The 18,230-nt window shown below is 45.4% G+C and carries 16 protein-coding genes and 1 riboswitch; of the genes, 1 reads left to right on the plus strand and 15 read right to left on the minus strand.

Annotated features, from left to right (window positions below):
- Positions 1-56: 56 nt before the first annotated feature.
- The 15 genes from ATL39_RS16295 to ATL39_RS16365 all read right to left on the minus strand — a co-directional run bounded on the left by ATL39_RS16295 (position 57) and on the right by ATL39_RS16365 (position 17,231).
- The gene (locus tag ATL39_RS16295; RefSeq protein WP_120194436.1) at positions 57-923 is read right to left on the minus strand and encodes a DUF72 domain-containing protein; all 867 of its coding nucleotides are present in this window, start codon (positions 921-923) and stop codon (positions 57-59) included.
- 188 nt (positions 924-1,111) lie between these two features.
- Positions 1,112-2,509 carry a Fe-S cluster assembly protein SufB gene (gene sufB, locus ATL39_RS16300; protein WP_120194437.1) on the minus strand — a complete coding sequence of 466 codons (1,398 nt, stop codon included), beginning with the start codon at positions 2,507-2,509 and terminating at the stop codon, positions 1,112-1,114.
- 65 nt (positions 2,510-2,574) lie between these two features.
- A complete protein-coding gene (gene sufU / locus ATL39_RS16305) occupies positions 2,575-3,024 on the minus strand; it encodes a Fe-S cluster assembly sulfur transfer protein SufU (protein ID WP_120194438.1) in 450 nt (149 codons plus the stop codon).
- Positions 3,011-4,234, minus strand: a complete 1,224-nt coding sequence (locus tag ATL39_RS16310) for a cysteine desulfurase (protein ID WP_120194439.1) — start codon at positions 4,232-4,234, stop codon at positions 3,011-3,013. The genes sufU and ATL39_RS16310 overlap by 14 nt, the downstream gene beginning before the upstream one ends.
- Positions 4,235-5,545 (minus strand): Fe-S cluster assembly protein SufD, encoded by a 1,311-nt coding sequence (gene sufD, locus ATL39_RS16315; protein WP_120194440.1) that lies wholly within the window; start codon positions 5,543-5,545, stop codon positions 4,235-4,237.
- Positions 5,546-5,565: 20 nt separating this feature from the next.
- Positions 5,566-6,357: a Fe-S cluster assembly ATPase SufC gene (gene sufC / locus ATL39_RS16320; RefSeq protein WP_120194441.1), complete on the minus strand. Its 792-nt coding sequence runs from the start codon at positions 6,355-6,357 to the stop codon at positions 5,566-5,568.
- A 244-nt stretch (positions 6,358-6,601) separates the two neighbouring features.
- Positions 6,602-7,441, minus strand: coding sequence for a MetQ/NlpA family ABC transporter substrate-binding protein (locus ATL39_RS16325; protein WP_120194442.1), 840 nt, complete (start codon positions 7,439-7,441; stop codon positions 6,602-6,604).
- A 16-nt stretch (positions 7,442-7,457) separates the two neighbouring features.
- On the minus strand, positions 7,458-8,123 hold the full coding sequence (locus ATL39_RS16330; protein WP_120194443.1) for a methionine ABC transporter permease: 666 nt from the start codon (positions 8,121-8,123) through the stop codon (positions 7,458-7,460).
- On the minus strand, positions 8,116-9,144 hold the full coding sequence (locus ATL39_RS16335; protein WP_120194444.1) for a methionine ABC transporter ATP-binding protein: 1,029 nt from the start codon (positions 9,142-9,144) through the stop codon (positions 8,116-8,118). Before ATL39_RS16335 ends, ATL39_RS16330 begins: the two co-directional genes overlap by 8 nt.
- Before the next feature lie 171 nt (positions 9,145-9,315).
- A riboswitch (SAM riboswitch) is annotated at positions 9,316-9,424 on the minus strand.
- 186 nt (positions 9,425-9,610) lie between these two features.
- Positions 9,611-9,994 (minus strand): glycine cleavage system protein GcvH, encoded by a 384-nt coding sequence (gcvH, locus tag ATL39_RS16340; RefSeq protein ID WP_120194445.1) that lies wholly within the window; start codon positions 9,992-9,994, stop codon positions 9,611-9,613.
- 27 nt (positions 9,995-10,021) lie between these two features.
- Positions 10,022-10,381 (minus strand): arsenate reductase family protein, encoded by a 360-nt coding sequence (locus tag ATL39_RS16345; RefSeq protein ID WP_120194446.1) that lies wholly within the window; start codon positions 10,379-10,381, stop codon positions 10,022-10,024.
- Between the two features lie 72 nt (positions 10,382-10,453).
- A complete protein-coding gene (locus ATL39_RS16350; protein ID WP_120194447.1) occupies positions 10,454-11,449 on the minus strand; it encodes a hypothetical protein in 996 nt (331 codons plus the stop codon).
- 389 nt (positions 11,450-11,838) lie between these two features.
- On the minus strand, positions 11,839-13,623 hold the full coding sequence (locus tag ATL39_RS16355; RefSeq protein WP_120194448.1) for an acyl-CoA dehydrogenase family protein: 1,785 nt from the start codon (positions 13,621-13,623) through the stop codon (positions 11,839-11,841).
- Positions 13,624-13,639: 16 nt separating this feature from the next.
- Positions 13,640-14,824: an acetyl-CoA C-acetyltransferase gene (locus tag ATL39_RS16360; protein WP_120194449.1), complete on the minus strand. Its 1,185-nt coding sequence runs from the start codon at positions 14,822-14,824 to the stop codon at positions 13,640-13,642.
- Positions 14,825-14,843: 19 nt separating this feature from the next.
- Complete coding sequence (locus ATL39_RS16365; protein WP_120194450.1) at positions 14,844-17,231, minus strand: 3-hydroxyacyl-CoA dehydrogenase/enoyl-CoA hydratase family protein; 2,388 nt, start codon at positions 17,229-17,231, stop codon at positions 14,844-14,846.
- A 364-nt stretch (positions 17,232-17,595) separates the two neighbouring features.
- Here ATL39_RS16365 and ATL39_RS16370 point away from each other — a divergent pair.
- Positions 17,596-18,230: phytanoyl-CoA dioxygenase family protein (locus ATL39_RS16370; RefSeq protein ID WP_120194451.1), on the plus strand; the 635-nt coding region annotated here is incomplete at its 3' end.

Genomic DNA, 18,230 nt, shown 5'->3' on the forward strand with positions numbered 1-18,230 from the left:
CTTTCTTCGTCTGCTTATACAGCCCGCTCTGCATTCTTTTATTATAATACCATTTTTTACGAAAAATCGCCTTCGTCAAATAGGGAAGTCTGACGCGGCGCCAGTCCGTCATATGAAATATCCGCCAGTTCTAAAAAACGCTTGGCGTTAGGTGCCGCATGGCGTCCGGAATTATTATTAAAAACGACATAAATATTTTCAGAGGTTTTCTCGAGAGTCTGCACCCTCTCTTTCCACTCATTGAGCTCGGTATCATTGTAATCATACAGGTAGCGGATTTCCCGCCATTTTTCTCCTTTGGCCGGTTTTTTCCAGGCTTCTGTATTTCGTCCATGGAGGCGCACGAGCGTTTTTTCTTTATGCGTCGGATGCATCACAATTGGAACGGAGCCTCCTTCGATCTGCGGCTCATCGCAGATGCTGTGAATCCACTCCTCGTCTTTCATAAATTCCAGGGTTCTTTCCTTAAATTCCGGTTCGAACCAGGACTGATGCCTGAATTCCAGTGCACACGGAAAGGCGGACAGCTGATCCCTTACATAGCGGAGATACTCGACGTTTTCTTTATTGCATTCGAACCACGGTGGAAACTGGCACAGTACCATGCCCAATTTACCGGATTCCATGACAGGCCGTACAGAATCGACATATGCTTTAAACATTTCTTCTTTGGAAGCAAACGGAATCTCCCCGCGTTCATGACCTGTGATGCCCTGATAGGCCTTTACAATAAAAGAAAAACGTTCCGGGGTATCTCTTATCCATTTATCATAATTTTTCTTAGGCTGGACCGCATAGAACGCTGCATCCACCTCTACCGTTGGAAAATGGCCGGCATATTCAGCCAGTTTTTCTCCGGGCTTGATCCCCTGCGGATACAAAGAAACATGATCTCCCCATCCTGTAAGTCCTGTAATAATCATCGCTTTTCCTCCTTCAGCTTACCTGTCTTTCTTTCTTTTCTCATAGCCTTTTTCGTCTGAAAGAAAACACTCCGGAGCATCTTTCCCTCTTTGTACCGCCTTTATCTTATTCAGCTCGCCTGCGGTTCTATCGATACATAAAAAAACCGGCCTCTCTTGAGAGGCCGATCCTAAATGATAAGAAACTATTAACCGATAGATCCTTCCATTTCGAAGCTGATCAAACGGTTCATTTCTACAGCGTACTCCATCGGAAGCTCTTTCGTAAATGGCTCGATAAAGCCCATTACGATCATTTCTGTAGCTTCCTGCTCGGAGACACCGCGGCTCATTAGATAGAAGAGCTGCTCTTCTGATACTTTTGAAACCGTCGCTTCGTGTTCAAGCGTAATGTTGTTGTTTAGAATTTCGTTGTACGGAATTGTATCTGACGTGGACTCGTTGTCCATGATCAGCGTGTCGCACTCAATTTTTGAGAAGGAGCCGGCTGATCTGCGTCCGAAGTGAGCAATACCACGGTACGTTACTTTACCGCCGTGCTTAGAGATCGACTTCGATACAATCGTAGAGGAACAGTTTGGTGCAAGGTGCGTTACTTTCGCGCCTGCATCCTGGTGCTGTCCTTTACCTGCGATGGCGATAGAAAGGATAGTTCCTTTTGCGCCTTCGCCGCGCATGATAACTGCAGGATATTTCATTGTAAGCTTAGAGCCGATGTTTCCATCCACCCATTCCATTGTGGCGCCTTCATCACATACTGCTCTTTTTGTTACGAGGTTGTAGATGTTGGAAGACCAGTTCTGGATTGTCGTGTAACGGCAGTAAGCGTTCTTCTTAACAATGATTTCAACTACGGCACTGTGAAGGGAGCTCGTTGTATATACAGGAGCTGTACAGCCTTCTACATAGTGTACGGAGCTGTCTTCATCAGCAATAATGAGTGTTCTTTCGAACTGTCCCATGTTTTCAGAGTTAATACGGAAATATGCCTGAAGCGGGGTATCTACTTTTGCGCCTTTTGGCACGTAGATAAACGATCCGCCGGACCATACGGCCGAGTTAAGTGCTGCGAATTTGTTGTCTGATGGCGGAATAGTTTTTCCGAAGTGCTCGCGGAAAATATCTTCGTTTTCCTTAAGAGCCGTATCGGTATCTTTAAACACAATTCCCTGATCTGTCAGTTCCTGCTTCATGCTGTGATAAACCACTTCTGATTCATACTGCGCAGAAACACCAGCAAGATACTTTTGCTCTGCTTCAGGAATACCAAGTTTGTCGAACGTATTTTTGATTTCCTCCGGTACTTCGTCCCATGATGTTTCAGAACGCTCAGAAGGCTTCACGTAATACGTAATATCGTCAAATACAAGGCCTGTAAGATCTCCACCCCACTGCGGCATTGGCATTTTGTAAAACTGAGCCAATGATTTCAAGCGGAAATCAAGCATCCACTGCGGCTCTTCCTTTATTGAAGAAATCTCACGAACCACTGCTTCAGTAAGTCCACGCTCAGAGCGGAAAATGGATACGTCGCGGTCAGCAAATCCATATTGGTAATCGCCTAGTTCCGGCATTTTTTTTGCCATTTGAATACCTCCCTTAGGTTAGCAGGGGCTTATACGCCCCTTGCTTTCGTGCTTTATATATAGGGCTATTCGTTATGCCCGTTTTCATCGATGCCTTTTTCCATTGCCTTCCACGCAAGTGTAGCACACTTAATACGTGCTGGAAACTTTGTGACTCCCTGAAGAGCTTCAATGTCGCCAAGGTCAAACTTGCCTTCTTCATAATCCTTGCCAAGCATCATGTCAGAGAAAATAGCGGAAAGCTCCAGCGCATCCTCAACGGATTTGCCTTTTACGATATCTGTCATCATGGAAGCTGATGACAAACTGATGGAGCATCCTTCCCCAATGAAGCTGGCGTTTTTGATCAGGCCGTCTTCTACCTCAAGCTGAAGCTGAATGCGGTCTCCGCAGGTAGGGTTGTTCATATTGACGTGAAGCGTTTCGTTTTCCAGCTCTCCGCGGTTTCTGGGATTCTTGTAATGATCCATAATAACCTGGCGGTAGAGAGTATCAAGATTATTATGCGAAGACATCACCAAAATACTCCTTTGTTTTTATTAGTCCTTCAGCAAGACGATCCACTTCTTCCTTCGTGTTGTAAATATAAAAGCTTGCACGAGCGGTAGAGCTTACATCAAGCCATTTCATAAGAGGCTGGGCGCAGTGGTGTCCGGCACGAACGGCAATGCCTTCTGAATCAAGGACAGTTGCTACATCATGCGGGTGGACATCATCTATATTAAACGTAACCACGCCGGCTCTTTCCTTCGGACCGTAAATTGTTAAACCATCTACATTACTCAAGACTTCCATGGCGTAACCGGCAAGTTCTTTTTCATGTGACTCTATTATATCAAAACCAACGCTGTTAATAAAATCAATTGCCGCTCCAAGACCGATAGCTCCTGCAATGATCGGGGTTCCCCCTTCAAATTTCCAGGGAAGCTCTTTCCAGGTCGATTCGTACAGGCCGACAAAATCAATCATTTCCCCGCCGAATTCTACGGGTTCCATGTTGTTCAGCAGTGCTTTTTTGCCGTACAGTACACCGATACCGGTAGGTCCGCCCATTTTATGGCCGGAAAAAGCGTAAAAGTCACAGTCAAGCTCCTGCACATCCACTTTAATATGCGGAGCGCCCTGAGCGCCGTCGACTACAATAACTGCGTCATTGGCGTGGGCGATTTCTGCGATTTCTTTTACCGGGTTTATCGTGCCGAGCACATTGGAAACGTGAGTGACCGCAACGATTTTAGTTTTTGGGCCGACCGCTTCTTTGACATCTGCCATAGAAAGCGTACCGTCCTCGTTCATTGGAAGATATTTCAGTTTTGCTCCGGTTCTTTTGGCTGCCTGCTGCCATGGGATGATGTTGCTGTGATGCTCCATATAGGTGAGCACAATTTCATCATCTTCCTGCAGGTTGGCTTCACCATAGGACTGAGCGACGATATTAATGGAAGTAGTAGTTCCCCGTGTGAAGATAATTTCCTCTACGGAAGAAGCATGAAGGAAATTCCGGACTTTCTCCCGGGCTCCTTCATATCCATCGGTTGCCATACTGCCAAGAGTATGAACACCGCGGTGCACATTGGAATTATACTTCTTATAATATTCATCTATTTTTTCAATAACAGCCAGCGGCTTCTGGGAAGTCGCCGCGCTGTCAAGATAAACAAGAGGGTGACCGTTGACCTGTTCATTTAATATAGGGAACTGGCGACGGATCTCCTGAATGTCCATTTAGTACACTTTCCTTTCGATAACCTCAGTCAGTCTATCTTTAACCGCCTGGATAGGCAGCTCGGCTACTACCGGCTGAAGGAAACCGTGAATAATAAGACGCTCGGCTTCAAGACGGCTCAAGCCGCGGCTCATCAAGTAGAACATCTGAAGCGGATCAATACGTCCTACAGAAGCTGCGTGTCCTGCTGTTACATCATCTTCATCAATGAGAAGAATTGGGTTCGCATCTCCACGAGCTTTTTCGCTTAGCATCAGTACACGTTCAGTCTGTACGCCGTTTGATTTCGTCGCGCCGTGTTCAATTTTCGAAATACCGTTGAAAATAGCACGGGCGGAATCTTTCATAACGCCGTGAGTCAGAATCTGTCCATCGGAGTGCTTACCGAAATGAATGATCTGTGTCCAGAAATCCTGTGCCTGCGTACCTCGGCCGATTGATACAGATTTCACGTCGGAGTAAGAACCATCTCCTCTTAAAATCGTTGTATTATCAGAAAGAGTATTTCCGTCATTCATCTGGCCTAAAGCCCAGTCAATGCGGGCATCTTTCTGAGCCACACCGCGGCGGTTCACGTACGTTGTAACCCCTTTTTCAAGGTGATCTACAGCGCCGAAGGATACTTTCGAAGCAGGGCCTGCGTAAACTTCTGCGATAATGTTTGCCGCTGATTCCTGTTCACTGTTGAATGACACGTAGTTTTCCAGGTACGTTACGTCACTGTTGTCCTCTGTAGCCAATACTACATGATTGAACAGGCCGGCTTCCGGATCTTCCTGAAAATATACAGCCTGAAGAGGCTTTTCCAGCTGAACGTTTTTAGGCACGTAAATAAATGCACCGCCGCTTAGAAAAGCTGTATGAAGAGCAGTAAGCTTATTCTCATCTACTTTTACTGCTTCACCCATGAAATATTTCTTCAACAGGTCGCTGTGCTCTTTCGCTGCCGTTGCGATATCAGTGAAAATAACGCCTTTTTCTTTTGCTTCTGATGAAAGGCTGTAATAAAGAGGCTTTCCATCTCTAACCACTAGAAGATTCTGGTCTTCTTCTGTTACGTTAATAAGCTTTTGAACATCGGTATGAAGATCAGAAAGGCTTGATACCGTGCCCGCTTCTGTTCCCTGATGCTTGAACTCCGTGAAGTTCCACTTGGTGATTTTAGTTTTTTCCGGCTTAGGAAGCTCAAGCTTCTCAATCAAACGGAAAGCAGTAAGCCTTTCCTCTGTTAGCCATTCCGGTTCTTCTCTCTGCTCGGAAAATTCTTTGACGTATTGTTCATCAAACGTCCATTTTGTTTCTACTGACATAAAATAGTGACCTCCCTTCTTTACGCTTTCTGTTGGTTTCCAACTCTTTCGTCTTCGATGCCAAGTTCTTCTTTGATCCAGTCATAACCGTCTGCTTCAAGGCGTTCTGCAAGCTCTGCTCCACCTGATTTAACGATACGTCCCTGCATCATTACGTGTACTCTGTCCGGTGTAATGTAATTGAGAAGACGCTGGTAGTGAGTGATAATAAGGCAGCCGAAGCTTTCACTTTTCATTTCGTTGATTCCGTTGGAGACGACACGAAGGGCGTCAATATCAAGACCGGAGTCAATTTCATCAAGAATTGCAATTTTAGGCTCAAGCATAAGAAGCTGAAGAATTTCATTACGCTTTTTCTCACCGCCGGAGAAGCCTTCGTTTAGATAACGCTGGGAAAATGCCTGATTCATCTCAAGCTTATCCATTTTTTCGTCCATTTTACGGATAAACTTCATCAGGGAAATCTCGTCGCCTTCTTCACGCTTTGAGTTGATGGCAGAGCGCATAAAGTCTGCGTTCGTTACACCGCTGATTTCGCTTGGATACTGCATAGCAAGGAACAAGCCGGCTTTTGCACGCTCATCCACTTCCATTTCCAATACATCTTCGCCGTCAAGAATGACGCTTCCGTGGGTAATTTCATACTTTGGGTGACCCATGATAGCAGAAGCCAATGTAGACTTACCGGTACCGTTTGGTCCCATAATAGCGTGGATTTCCCCGCCTTTTATTTCAAGGTTGAAGTGCTTGATAATTTCTGAGCCTTCTATTTCAACCGTTAGATCCTCGATTTTAAGAGTTGATGCTGACATTAAAAAAACCTCCATTAACTTTATTTTAACCACAGAAAGTGGTTTCTCATTCTCACTTTATTATCATTATCAGTTTATAACAAATGTAAACAGAGTTCAAGAAACACACTTTACTTTATCCGAACGGAATACAAAAAGGAGGACTGCCTAAAAGCTTTCTCTTTCAGGATAGCCCCCCCTTATTGTTTTTAGTATAACAAACTAGATTGCTTTGTTAAAACATAAACTGTTAAGGAACAGTATTTTATTCAGCGTTTTCGCCTTCAGCAGGAAGCACAGCGCCCTCATATTCGTCTTCAATAAATGATCTTACTTCATCGGAATGCAGTACATCGACCAGTGTTTGTATTTCTTCACGATCTTCGTCACCGCTGCGTACCGCTATAATATTGGCGTAAGGATTGTCCTCAGCGCTTTCAATAGCAATAGCGTCTTCGCTTGGGCTCAGGTCGCTGTCTAGTGCATAGTTGGAATTGATAAATACGGCATCGCCTTCGCCGTTCTGGTAAGCCTGTGGAAGTGTAGCTGCTTCTACATTGGCACTAAACTCAATGTTTTTTGGGTTTTCTGCGATATCATCTATTGTTGCTTCGATACCCGCATCTTCTTCCATTGTAATTACACCTTCGTCTTCAAGCATGCTCAAAATACGGCCGTGGTCTGCTACAGAGCTGCTCATGATTACTTCAGCGCCTTCCGGCAGTTCACCTAAGCTGTCGTAATCCTGGGAATACACGCCCATAGGCTCTATATGAATCGCACCTGCATTGGCAAAGTCATAGTCATTTTCTTCAATCTGTGATTCAAAGTAAGGCACGTGCTGGAAATAGTTAGCATCAATTTCCTCTTCAGCCAGCGCCTGGTTCGGCACGATATAGTCATTAAATGTTTCAATCTGCAGATCCACGCCTTCTTCTTCAAGTTGATCACGTGCAAATTCAAGAATTTCGGCGTGAGGTACGTTGGAAGCACCTACTGTAAGCGTCGTTGTTTCTTCTTCAGAACCCGATTCTTCTCCGCCGCCTCCGCAGGCTGCAAGTCCAATTGTTAATGATAGTGCTGGAATCATCCAAATCTTTTTCATTTTACTTTCTCCCCTTTTATCTTTTATCAATTCTATATATAATTCTGTCGCCAATCCACTGCAGGATCATAACGATCACCAGGATAGCGGCAGTTGCTGCCAGCGTTACATCTGAGTTGCTGCGCTGGAACCCTTCCCGGAAAGCAAGGTCGCCAAGTCCTCCGGCTCCAATCACTCCGGCCATTGCCGTATAGCTTACAAGCGTAATAGCCGTAACGGTAATTCCGGAAATTAAGGCGGGAAGCGATTCAGGAATCAATACTTTAAAAATAATATGCCATTGATTGGCGCCCATGGACTGGGCTGCCTCAATAACTCCTTTATTCACTTCACGAAGACCGATTTCCACCAGTCTGGCGTAAAACGGTGCCGCTCCTATTACCAGAGCAGGCAGAGCCGCACTCGGCCCGAGCATTGTTCCGACAATAAATGTCGTAAACGGAACGAGCAGGATAATTAAAATAATAAATGGAATTGACCGAAATATGTTTACAATCGCCGCTGCCGCTAAGTGGACCGGCTGATTTTCCCACATGTTTCCTTTGTCCGTCATGTAGAGGACAAGACCGAGCAGAACGCCCAGAATAAAAGTAGCCAGAACTGCCAAAGCACTCATGTATAACGTTTCTAACGTAGCTTCCCACATGTTAGCCCAGTTTATATTTTCAAATATTTCATTCATGCGCTGTCATCACCTCTGTCTGTACCTGCTGATCTTTTAAATAGGACAGCGCGTGGTTCAGCTGTTCCTGATTCCCCTGGAGCTGAACAAATAATGTACCATAGCTGCCATCTCTGGTTTTAGACACTTTGCCCTGCAGGATGTTTACGGAAACGCCGCATGTAAGAATAAGGTTTGTCATAATAGGCTGTTCCGCATCTTCACCGAGGAAAGATATCTTGACTATGGGACTGGTGTCGCCTGTTTTCATTAACTCCCGGATAGCTTCCATCGTTTCTTCCGGCTCCGTTATCTGCTTGACGAATTCTTTGGTCATTTCTTCACGGGGCTGCCTGAACACATCCAAAACCGGTCCTTCTTCGACTATTTTTCCGTTTTCCATAACGGCTACCCGGTTGCAGATTTTCCGGATCACGTGCATTTCATGAGTAATAAGCACAATGGTCAAACCGAGCTTTTTATTAATATCCGTGAGAAGTTCCAATATCGAATCTGTCGTTTTCGGATCCAGCGCCGAGGTGGCCTCATCGCACAGCAGCACTTTAGGATTATTCGCAAGAGCTCTCGCAATGCCGACGCGCTGCTTCTGGCCGCCGCTGAGCTGAGCCGGATACGCATCTTCTCTACCAGTGAGACCGACAAGATCTATCAGTTCATCCACCCTGGCATTTTTGTCTTTTTTTGAGAGCTTCGCAATTTCCAGTGGAAAGGCGATATTTTCCCGTACGGTTCTTGACCAGAGAAGGTTAAAATGCTGAAAAATCATGCTGATTTCCTGGCGCGCTTTCCGAAGAGAGGAGCCCTGCAGATCTGCCATATTTTTTTCTGCAATAATAATTTTTCCCGACGTCGGCTTTTCCAGCATATTCAGCAGGCGGATGAGCGTACTTTTACCTGCTCCGCTGTACCCGATTACCCCGAATATTTCTCCTTCGTCTATCGTTAAGTCTATATTGTCTACTGCCGTTATATCCCCATTGGATGTAGGAAATATTTTCGATAGTTTTTCCAATGCTATCATATGTCCACCCTGTTTCTTTTCTTTATTAACCTCACTTATCATACCAGATAACTTGGTCTTGGAACAAATCCTTTATCATACCTGTAACAGGCTGACACATCCCTTTATTTAAACACAATAAAATACCCTTCAGCTTTTATCATAAGCAGAAAGGTTATTGTTCGTTCCTTTCTCTCATCTGCCAAAGCGCACGCTTCGCAGGAATTGGCACCATTTCATTAGACACAATGACGGTTGCCGGGCTTCAAAGGGCCAGTCCCTCCACCTCTCATGATAAGAGTTATTAAGTATGTAGGTTATTTAGTACAAATCGAAGCTTAGCATGGAGCCGGCGCGGGTGTCAACTAATTTGCCGGAGGTGGCTTCGGTTTGATGGATGCTTCTATATAAAAGATAAAAGAATAATTCAAAGCAAAAAAGAAGCCCGCCTCTATTAAAGAGACGGACCTCTTATGTAACAGCCGTTTTAGTCGGCGCTGACCATTTTTTCGTAATCTTCTGCAGACATTAAATCATCGATCTGGCTGCTGTCGGATGGCTCTACAACAATCATCCATGCCTTATCATAGGGAGAATCATTGACGAACTCCGGGGAATCATCCAGGTCTTCATTTACCTCGACGACCGTTCCGCTTAAAGGAGCATACAATTCAGAAACCGTTTTTACCGACTCTACGCTTCCGAATGGTTCATCTGCCTTTATTTCGTCTCCTACTTCCGGCAGCTCAACAAATACGATGTCTCCAAGTTCAGACTGGGCAAAGTCTGTAATGCCGACTCTGACTTTTTCACCTTCTGTTTTTACCCACTCGTGCTCTTCTGAGTACTTCAATTCCTTCGGTACGCTCATTGTTCATTCCTCCAGTTTTCATTTACTTTATTGTTTCCATGTTTCCTCAAATAATGCTTCTTTAAACCCTAATGTAACAAGATTCCCATCTGTAACAATGGGCCTTTTTATTAGCATACCATCTGAAGCAAGAATATCATATAGTTCCTCATTCTCCGCTTCTTTCACTTTATCTTTAAGACCCAGTTCGCGGTATTTTTTCCCGCTCGTGTTGAAAAATTTCTGAATCGGGTAATCACTGATTTGATGAAGTTTTTTTAGTTCATCTGCTGATGGAGGTGATTCTACAATATGATGTCTTGTAAACGATACTCCCTGTTCTTCCAGCCACTTTTCTGCCTTTTTGCAGGTGCTGCAGGATGGATAGCTGTAAATGTCGACTGCCATGTTATGCCTCCTTTCTTTTGATGCTATTATAGCTTAATTTACTTGCCGGCTCGACTCAATAAAAAAACGGAATTAATAAGAGTCTACTCTCGTATATTCGGCTGTCTCCTCATTCGGGAAGGTGTCAAGATTCAGGAAATAAAGGTGTCCATCCTCTCCCCCGTGGAAGGTAGCCACTTTCGAACCATCTCCAACTGTCATGACATAGTACTGATTGCCATCCGCTCCGGTTTCCCAAGCCTGGTCGTAAAAGGTAAAGCTGTCACGGGTACCGCCATTTCCAATACCATATTGAATCAGTTCTTCCACCAGCTGCTCCTCCAGACTCATCGATTCCGTGTCCGGCTCAAAGGCTGTTTCTGATTCGGCAGCTGTCTCTGAAGTTGAATCAGCAGCAGATTCACTGCTTGAATTTGTTTCATTTGATCCGATGTTCGATTGATTTTCATTTCTTTCTATATCTTTAGCAATTGCATCTTCTTCCGTGTCAAAAGTTAATTCTTTTGTGGAGTGTTTCCATAATAACTTATCATCATCCAATAACTTAAGGGTGATTTTAGATCCACCCATATGCTCGATGTCTCCCTTTATATTTACTACTCCATTTTCCACACTTATAATTTCATAATTAACCTCAACTTCACCAGACTGGAAACCGTCATATGTAGCTTGAAGCGTATTATTATCGGCTAATTTAACTCTGAACGAAATAAAATTTCCTGTTTCATCATCTAATATAAGCCAATCCCTTGCAAACCCAGCCAATTCTCCTTGTTGTGTATCTTCTTTTGTATCTTTTTCTTCTTCTACCGTTTCTTCAGTTGATGTTTCCTGCTGCTCTTCAGATTCACTTGCTGCCTCCTCTGTTTTTTCCTTTTCGCTATCTGCTTCCTGCTCTTCAACGGCAGGTTCTTCTGCTGCTCCCTCTGTTTCCGGCCCAGCCTCTTCTTTCGCTTCCGAAACTTCAGCACTTTCTGCCTCTTCCACTGCCGGACCCGCTTCTTCCTGCGAGCACCCCGCTGCCAGGATTAAAAATAGACCAGCCGCCATTACTGCTTTTTGTTTCATACCCCTCTTCATCCAACCATTCCCTTCTTTTTCAAAAACATGAATAGGTATACAGTTTACCGAATCTTTACTTTTATGTAAATATAAAGTAATGGGTACATATAATCACTAACTGACCTTTATCGTGAACCGCTGAACGAAAATTAAAAATAAATAGAAACATAAAAAACAAAAAGATGAACTGTCTATCAGGTTGTCGAAAACTATTTCCTCCAGTATGTCTATAAATGGTTTCGAATTCTTTTAACGCTTTTTTGAAAATGGAAAAATAATCAGGGGATAACTCCTGCAGAAAAGATCCCCTGTAAAAATTTTTGTATAAAAATACGTATTTTTTTCAAACACAAAAAAACGGACAGATGAACTGCCCGTTTTACCTTTAATTACCTCTAGATCACATAACGTTCTTCTTTTAGCACTTTTTCTGCAATAGTGCGCTTAATGCGGATCACGTCTGTCGGCGTGTGACGCGTCAGCTTGCGGAGAATCGAGAGCATCGTGCGTAATGAATCTCCTTCTTCCATATGAATAATGGACTCCTTGGCGTGTGCTTCAATACGGTTTACTGCTTCCTGGCAGAATACCTGGGTGAGCATAATTTTCATATTTTCTTTTTCGGCTCCATTTTTATTCATCGCTTTTTCCGTACGGAGAATCGCGGATTCCATGGAATAAATATCGCTTACGATATCAGCCGAGTTAAAGAGAAGCTCCTGCTCCTGATCAAGCCCTTTGCCGTATTTCTGTGCAGCACTTCCTGATACGAGAAGGAATACTTTCTTCAGGTTTTTCAAAAGCATTTTCTCCTGCTCCAGCGGCTCCGATCCCGGCTCTTCCGGCATCATTGACATAATTTCCGACTGAAGCTTTTTGGCTTCTTCCAAGAATGGCAGCTCGCCTTTCATCGCTTTACGCATGATTGTTCCCGGCACCAGCAGACGGTTAATTTCGTTTGTACCTTCAAAAATGCGGTTGATCCGGGAATCACGGTAGGCCCGCTCTACTTCGTACTCCGCCATAAAGCCGTAGCCGCCGTGAATCTGCACTGCTTCATCTACTACGTAATCGAGCGTTTCCGATCCATAGAATTTATTCAGAGAGCATTCGATTGCATACTCAGCTATCGCTCCCGCGACTTTTCCGCCATCTTCCTGCTCGGTTTCACTCAGCCTTCCCAGCTGCTCTTCGAAAAGCCCGCCGGTACGGTAAATGGAGCTTTCCAACGCATACGTCTCTGACGCCATCGTAGCAAGCTTTTCCTGGATGCCTCTAAAAGAGGCAATCGGCACTTTAAACTGCTTGCGCTCGTTCGCGTACTTGGCAGACAGCTCAATACCGCGCTTAGAACCACCGACGCAGCCTACCCCCAGCTTATAACGTCCTACGTTTAAAATATTAAATGCAATAATATGACCGCGTCCTGCTTCGCCGAGCAGATTTTCTTTCGGCACGTGGGCATTATCAAGAATCAGTGTTCTTGTAGAAGAACCTTTGATTCCCATCTTCTTCTCTTCCGGCCCTGTGGAAACGCCTTCAATTTCCCGATCTACAATAAAGGCGGAGAAATGTTCGCCGTCAATTTTGGCATACACAATAAAGACGTCCGCGAACGCCGAGTTTGTAATCCACTGCTTTTCACCGGTCAGCTTATAGTGTGTTCCGGCATCGTTTAGAACAGCGGTCGTTTTTGCGCCGAGGGCATCTGATCCGGAGCTTGGCTCTGTCAGAGCGTAGGCGGCAATTTTTGTGCCCGTGGCAAGGTCCGGAAGATATTTGGATTTCTGCTCTTCATTGCCGAAAAAGACAATTGGCAGAGAGCCGATACCGACATGCGCACCCTGGCTCAAGGAAAAGGAACCGGCGCGGGAGAATTTTTCCGTAATGAGGGTAGAACTGATTTTATCAAGGCCGATTCCGCCGTATTTTTCCGGAACATCTGCGCCGAGCAGGCCGAGCTCACCAGCCTGCGTTAAGAGGCGGCGGGAGACGTCAAACTGATGATTTTCCAGTTTTTCTGTTTCCGGTACTACTTTCCCAACTACAAAATCTTCTGTCGTTTTAGCAATCATTTTATGCTCATCCGTGAAATCTTCCGGTGTGAATACCTGGTCTGCTGTTACTTCTCCGAGTAAAAAGCCTCCGCCTTTTGTGTGAAGCTCTATTGTGCTGCTCATCATTTATTCCTCCTTTTTATTGTGGAAGCAGTTCAAACACGCCGGCTGCACCCATTCCCCCGCCAATACACATCGTTACCACACCAAACTGTTCATTGCGTCTGATCATTTCATGCATAAGAGACAAGGTGAGCTTCGTTCCGGTGCACCCGAGCGGATGTCCTAAAGCGATCGCTCCTCCATTGACGTTTACTTTTGTGTGATCCAGCTTTAATTCCCTAATGACCTGCAGTGCCTGGGAAGCAAATGCTTCATTGAGCTCAAACAGCCCAATATCCGACATTTCCAGACCCGCGAGCTTTACAGCTTTCGGAATCGCTTCCACCGGGCCGATACCCATAATTTCAGGAGGAACACCCGCTACGGAGAAACCATGGAATTTCAGAATAGGCTTATGCCCTTCCGCTTCCGCCTTCTGCCGGTCCATCAGTAGAACAGAGGCTGCGCCGTCGCTCATCTGCGAGGCATTTCCGGCTGTAACGGATCCTTTCGGATGAAATGCCGGGCGCAGTCCTGCAAGGGTTTCTGCTGTTGTATCTTTACGTATTCCTTCATCCATTGAAAACATTTCCGTTGATTCTTTTAATTTGTGGTCTTTCCCTACGGAACGTTTCGTTACTTCCACCGGTACGATTTCATCTGTGAATTTCCCCTGCTCGACGGCAGCTGCTGCTCTGCGGTGGCTTTCAGCCGCAAATGCGTCCTGATCTGCACGACTGACGCCAAACCGGTTCGCTACTTCTTCAGCTGTATATCCCATGCCGATATAATACTCAGGCGCTTCATCTACAAGCGTCGGGTTGGGAGCAATCACATGGCCGCCCATTGGAATCATACTCATTGATTCCGCGCCACCGGCGATAACAGTCTGGGAATGACCCAGCATGATCCGTTCGGCCCCATAGGCAATACTCTGCAGACCGGATGAACAGTATCTGTTAATCGTAATCGACGGCACCGTATAAGGAAGGCCCGCTAACGCCGAGATGCTTCTGGCGACGTTCATGCCCTGCTCTGCTTCCGGCATGGCGCATCCGATAATAACATCGTCAATTGTTGACGGGTCGAGGCCGCCTGCTCTTTTCAGCGTTTCTTTTATGGTTAATGCCCCCAGATCATCGGGTCGGGTGGCTGCCAGTGTTCCTCTATTTGCTTTTCCGACAGGAGTTCTTGCTCCTGCCACAATGACTGCTTCATTCAAGGCTGTTCCCTCCATTCGTTTAATTTCTCAGCGGTTTTCCTTTAGACAGCATATGCTGCATGCGCTGCTGCGACTTTGGTTCTCCTACGAGACTAAGGAATGCTTCTCTTTCCAGGTCGAGAAGGTATTGTTCGTCCACCATTGTTCCTTTTGGAACTTTCCCGCCGGCAATAACATGTGCCAGCTTTTCGGCTATTTTTAAGTCATGCGGCGAAGCCATGCCTCCGAGTTCCATTGTTTTTGCTCCAAGCTTCATGGCGGCGTAGCCTGCTTCTCCGGATACAGCCACTTTCTCACGCTGCGGAGCGCGGTAGCCTGTATCAAAGAGATGGTTCACCTGCTGTTTAGCGTGGTAGAGCACATGGTCTGCATTTGTAATCACTGCATCCCTGTCCTTTAAAAATCCGTTGTCTGCTGCTTCATGGCCGGACGTGGATGTTTTAGCTGTGGCAATGGTTTCAAATGTCTTAAAAGAAGCTTTGAGAAGTCCGGCTGTATTTTTCGGATCAAGGCCTTCAATATTACGCATATAGAGCTCCTTGTTTCCGCCGCCTCCCGGTATCAGACCGACACCGACTTCTACAAGTCCCATATATGTTTCCGATGCTGCCTGAATGCTGGCAGAAGGCAGGCATATTTCCGCACCGCCCCCGAGGGTCATCGCGTGCGGCGCAGTAACGACCGGACGTTCAGCATATTTAATAGCCATAGCTGCCTGCTGGAATTGTTTGATTACCATATCTATTTCAAAGAAATTATCATCCTGGGCTTCCATGAGAATCATCATTAAATTAGCGCCTACACAGAAGTTTTTTCCCTGGTTGCCAATAACAAGGCCTTTATAGTTTTTGTTAACCTCTTCAATCGACTGGTTTATCATTTGAATAACGTCCAGTCCGATTGAATTATTCGGCGATTGAAACTCGAGCAGAGCGACGTCGTCTCCAATATCAATGAGGGAGGCGCCCGCGTTTTTCTTAATAACGCCGTGTGATTTTTTTATCGAAGCAAGCGATATTTCTTTTTTATTTATTTTCTTTTTCTCGTAAGAGCCATTTTCGAAGTATTCTCCGTCCTGTTTGTAAAAAGAGTCAATGCCGCTGTCGAGCATCTGCTGAATCCAGCTTGGAAGAGTGATGCCCTCAGCCGTCATCCGTCCTGCTGTCTTTTTAAAACCGAGACTGTCCCATATTTCAAAAGGTCCCTGTTCCCAGCCGAAGCCCCACTTCATTGCTTCATCCACGGCCACAATGTCATCTGCAATTTCTTCCTTTTTCTCAGCGGAATATAGAAGAACCGGCTTGAGGATGCTCCATAAAAAATGACTTACTTCATCTTCGCTGAATACCAGTGTCTGCAATTTAACAGCGGGGTCTTTTTCCTGTTTAGCCTGCTCTATGACAGGTGATTTCCATTTTTGACGTTCCTGGTACTCCATCGTATCTGTATTAAGTTCCAGAATGGCGCTGCCTTCCGCCGTTTTTTCTTTCTTAAAAAATCCCTGGCCGGCTTTACTGCCGATCCAGCCTTTTTCCCCCATCTCTTTCATAAAAGAAGGCGGATCAAAAACTTGTTGTTCTTCTCCTTCCACCTGATCATGGACGTTTTTGGCTACGTGCAGAAAGGTATCCAGCCCGACTACATCAAGCGTACGAAATGTAGCACTTTTCGGGCGTCCTATTAGTGGGCCCGTTACGGCATCCACCTGGCCGACTGATAGATTCTGCTTTTTCATCTCCTGTACAGTGACCAGCAGTCCATATGTTCCAATCCGGTTTGCAATAAAATTAGGTGTATCCTTTGCTTCCACGACCCCTTTTCCGAGCGTATCCTCTGCAAACTGCTTCATGCCTTCCATAATCTCACGGCTTGTATGTTTGGTTGGTATAATTTCCAAAAGCTTTAAATAACGAGGCGGATTAAAAAAGTGAGTGCCCATAAAGTGTTTCTGGAAAGATTCGGAGCGCCCTTCTGCCATCGCTTCGATGGAAATCCCGGACGTGTTGGAGCTTACTATTGTTGTATCTGAGCGGTATTTATCCACCTGCTCAAACACCTTCTGCTTAATCGGCAGATTTTCTGTAACTACTTCAATAACCCAGTCCACTTCACTGATCCGTTCCATGTCATCTTCCATATTACCGGTCTCAATTAAGTTTAGATTGGATCTGGAAGTCAGCGGTGCCGGCTTCTGCTTTAACAGCTTCATTTTTGATACTTCACTTAATCGGTTTCTGACGGCTTTATCGTCCATCGTCAATCCTGCTTTTTGTTCTTTTTCAGATAGTTCTCTCGGGACAATATCCATTAGGATTACCGGTATTCCTATATTTGCCAAATGAGCGGCAATCCCTGATCCCATCACGCCGGAACCAAGTACGGCTGCTTTTTGAATGGATGTTTTCATGATCGGCCTCCTTGTTTGAATGAATACTCATTCATAATGTGTACTTTAACTATAAATGAAAGGGTTTACTTTAGCAAGTCCTTCTGATTGTATTTTTTTTGGAATAAAAAATACTTCTCTTCTAATAGAAGAAAAGTATAATGTGCTTCTCTTATACCTCCAGCTGAACCGCTGATGTAAAGATGTTTTCAGCCGATTTTTTAGCTGAAGATATTATTTCCGATTCACTCCAAAAATGTAAAAAATACAAAAAGAGGCATGAAAAATACATTTTTTTCGAATTCCATGTTTTATTTTCCGAATAATAGGAAAAAGCCTATAACACCGGAGGTCTAAATTTAATACTGAAGGAGTGCATCACATTATGACTACCGATCGATACCCATCCCGTCACCAGGCCGAGGCGTCCATTACGGAGCGCAAGGACCCGGTGGCTTACCGAAACCCCGACTTTTCCGAGGGACCGCTGACGAAGGCGGACGAGGACTTCTACGACGAAAACGGCTACCTGCTGTTTGAAAACCTGTTTGAGCCTGATGAAATCAAAGCGATGATCCGCGAGCTCAAGCAGACGATGGAGCGCAACCAGGACCGCGACTCGGTCGAAGTGATCAAAGAGCCGGAAAGCAACGATATCCGTACCGTGTTTGAAATTCATAAAGACAGCGGCTTTTTTGAGTCGCTCGCGCAAAACGACCGCATCGTCCAGGCGGCTCAGCAGCTTCTGGGCAGTGAGGTATACATTACGCAGTCGCGCATCAACTTTAAGCCCGGTTTTAAAGGCAAGGAGTTCTACTGGCACTCCGACTTTGAAACGTGGCACGTCGAAGACGGCATGCCCGACATGCGCGCGGTCAGCTGCTCGATTGTGCTGACCGACAACTACGAGTTCAACGGCCCGCTGATGCTTGTACCGGGCTCACAGAAATGGTACATTTCCTGCCCCGGCGAGACGCCGAAGGACAACTACAAGTCGTCCCTGCAGAAGCAGGAAAGCGG

Source organism: Sinobaca qinghaiensis (genome assembly GCF_003610495.1).
GTDB lineage: Bacteria > Bacillota > Bacilli > Bacillales > Marinococcaceae > Sinobaca > Sinobaca qinghaiensis.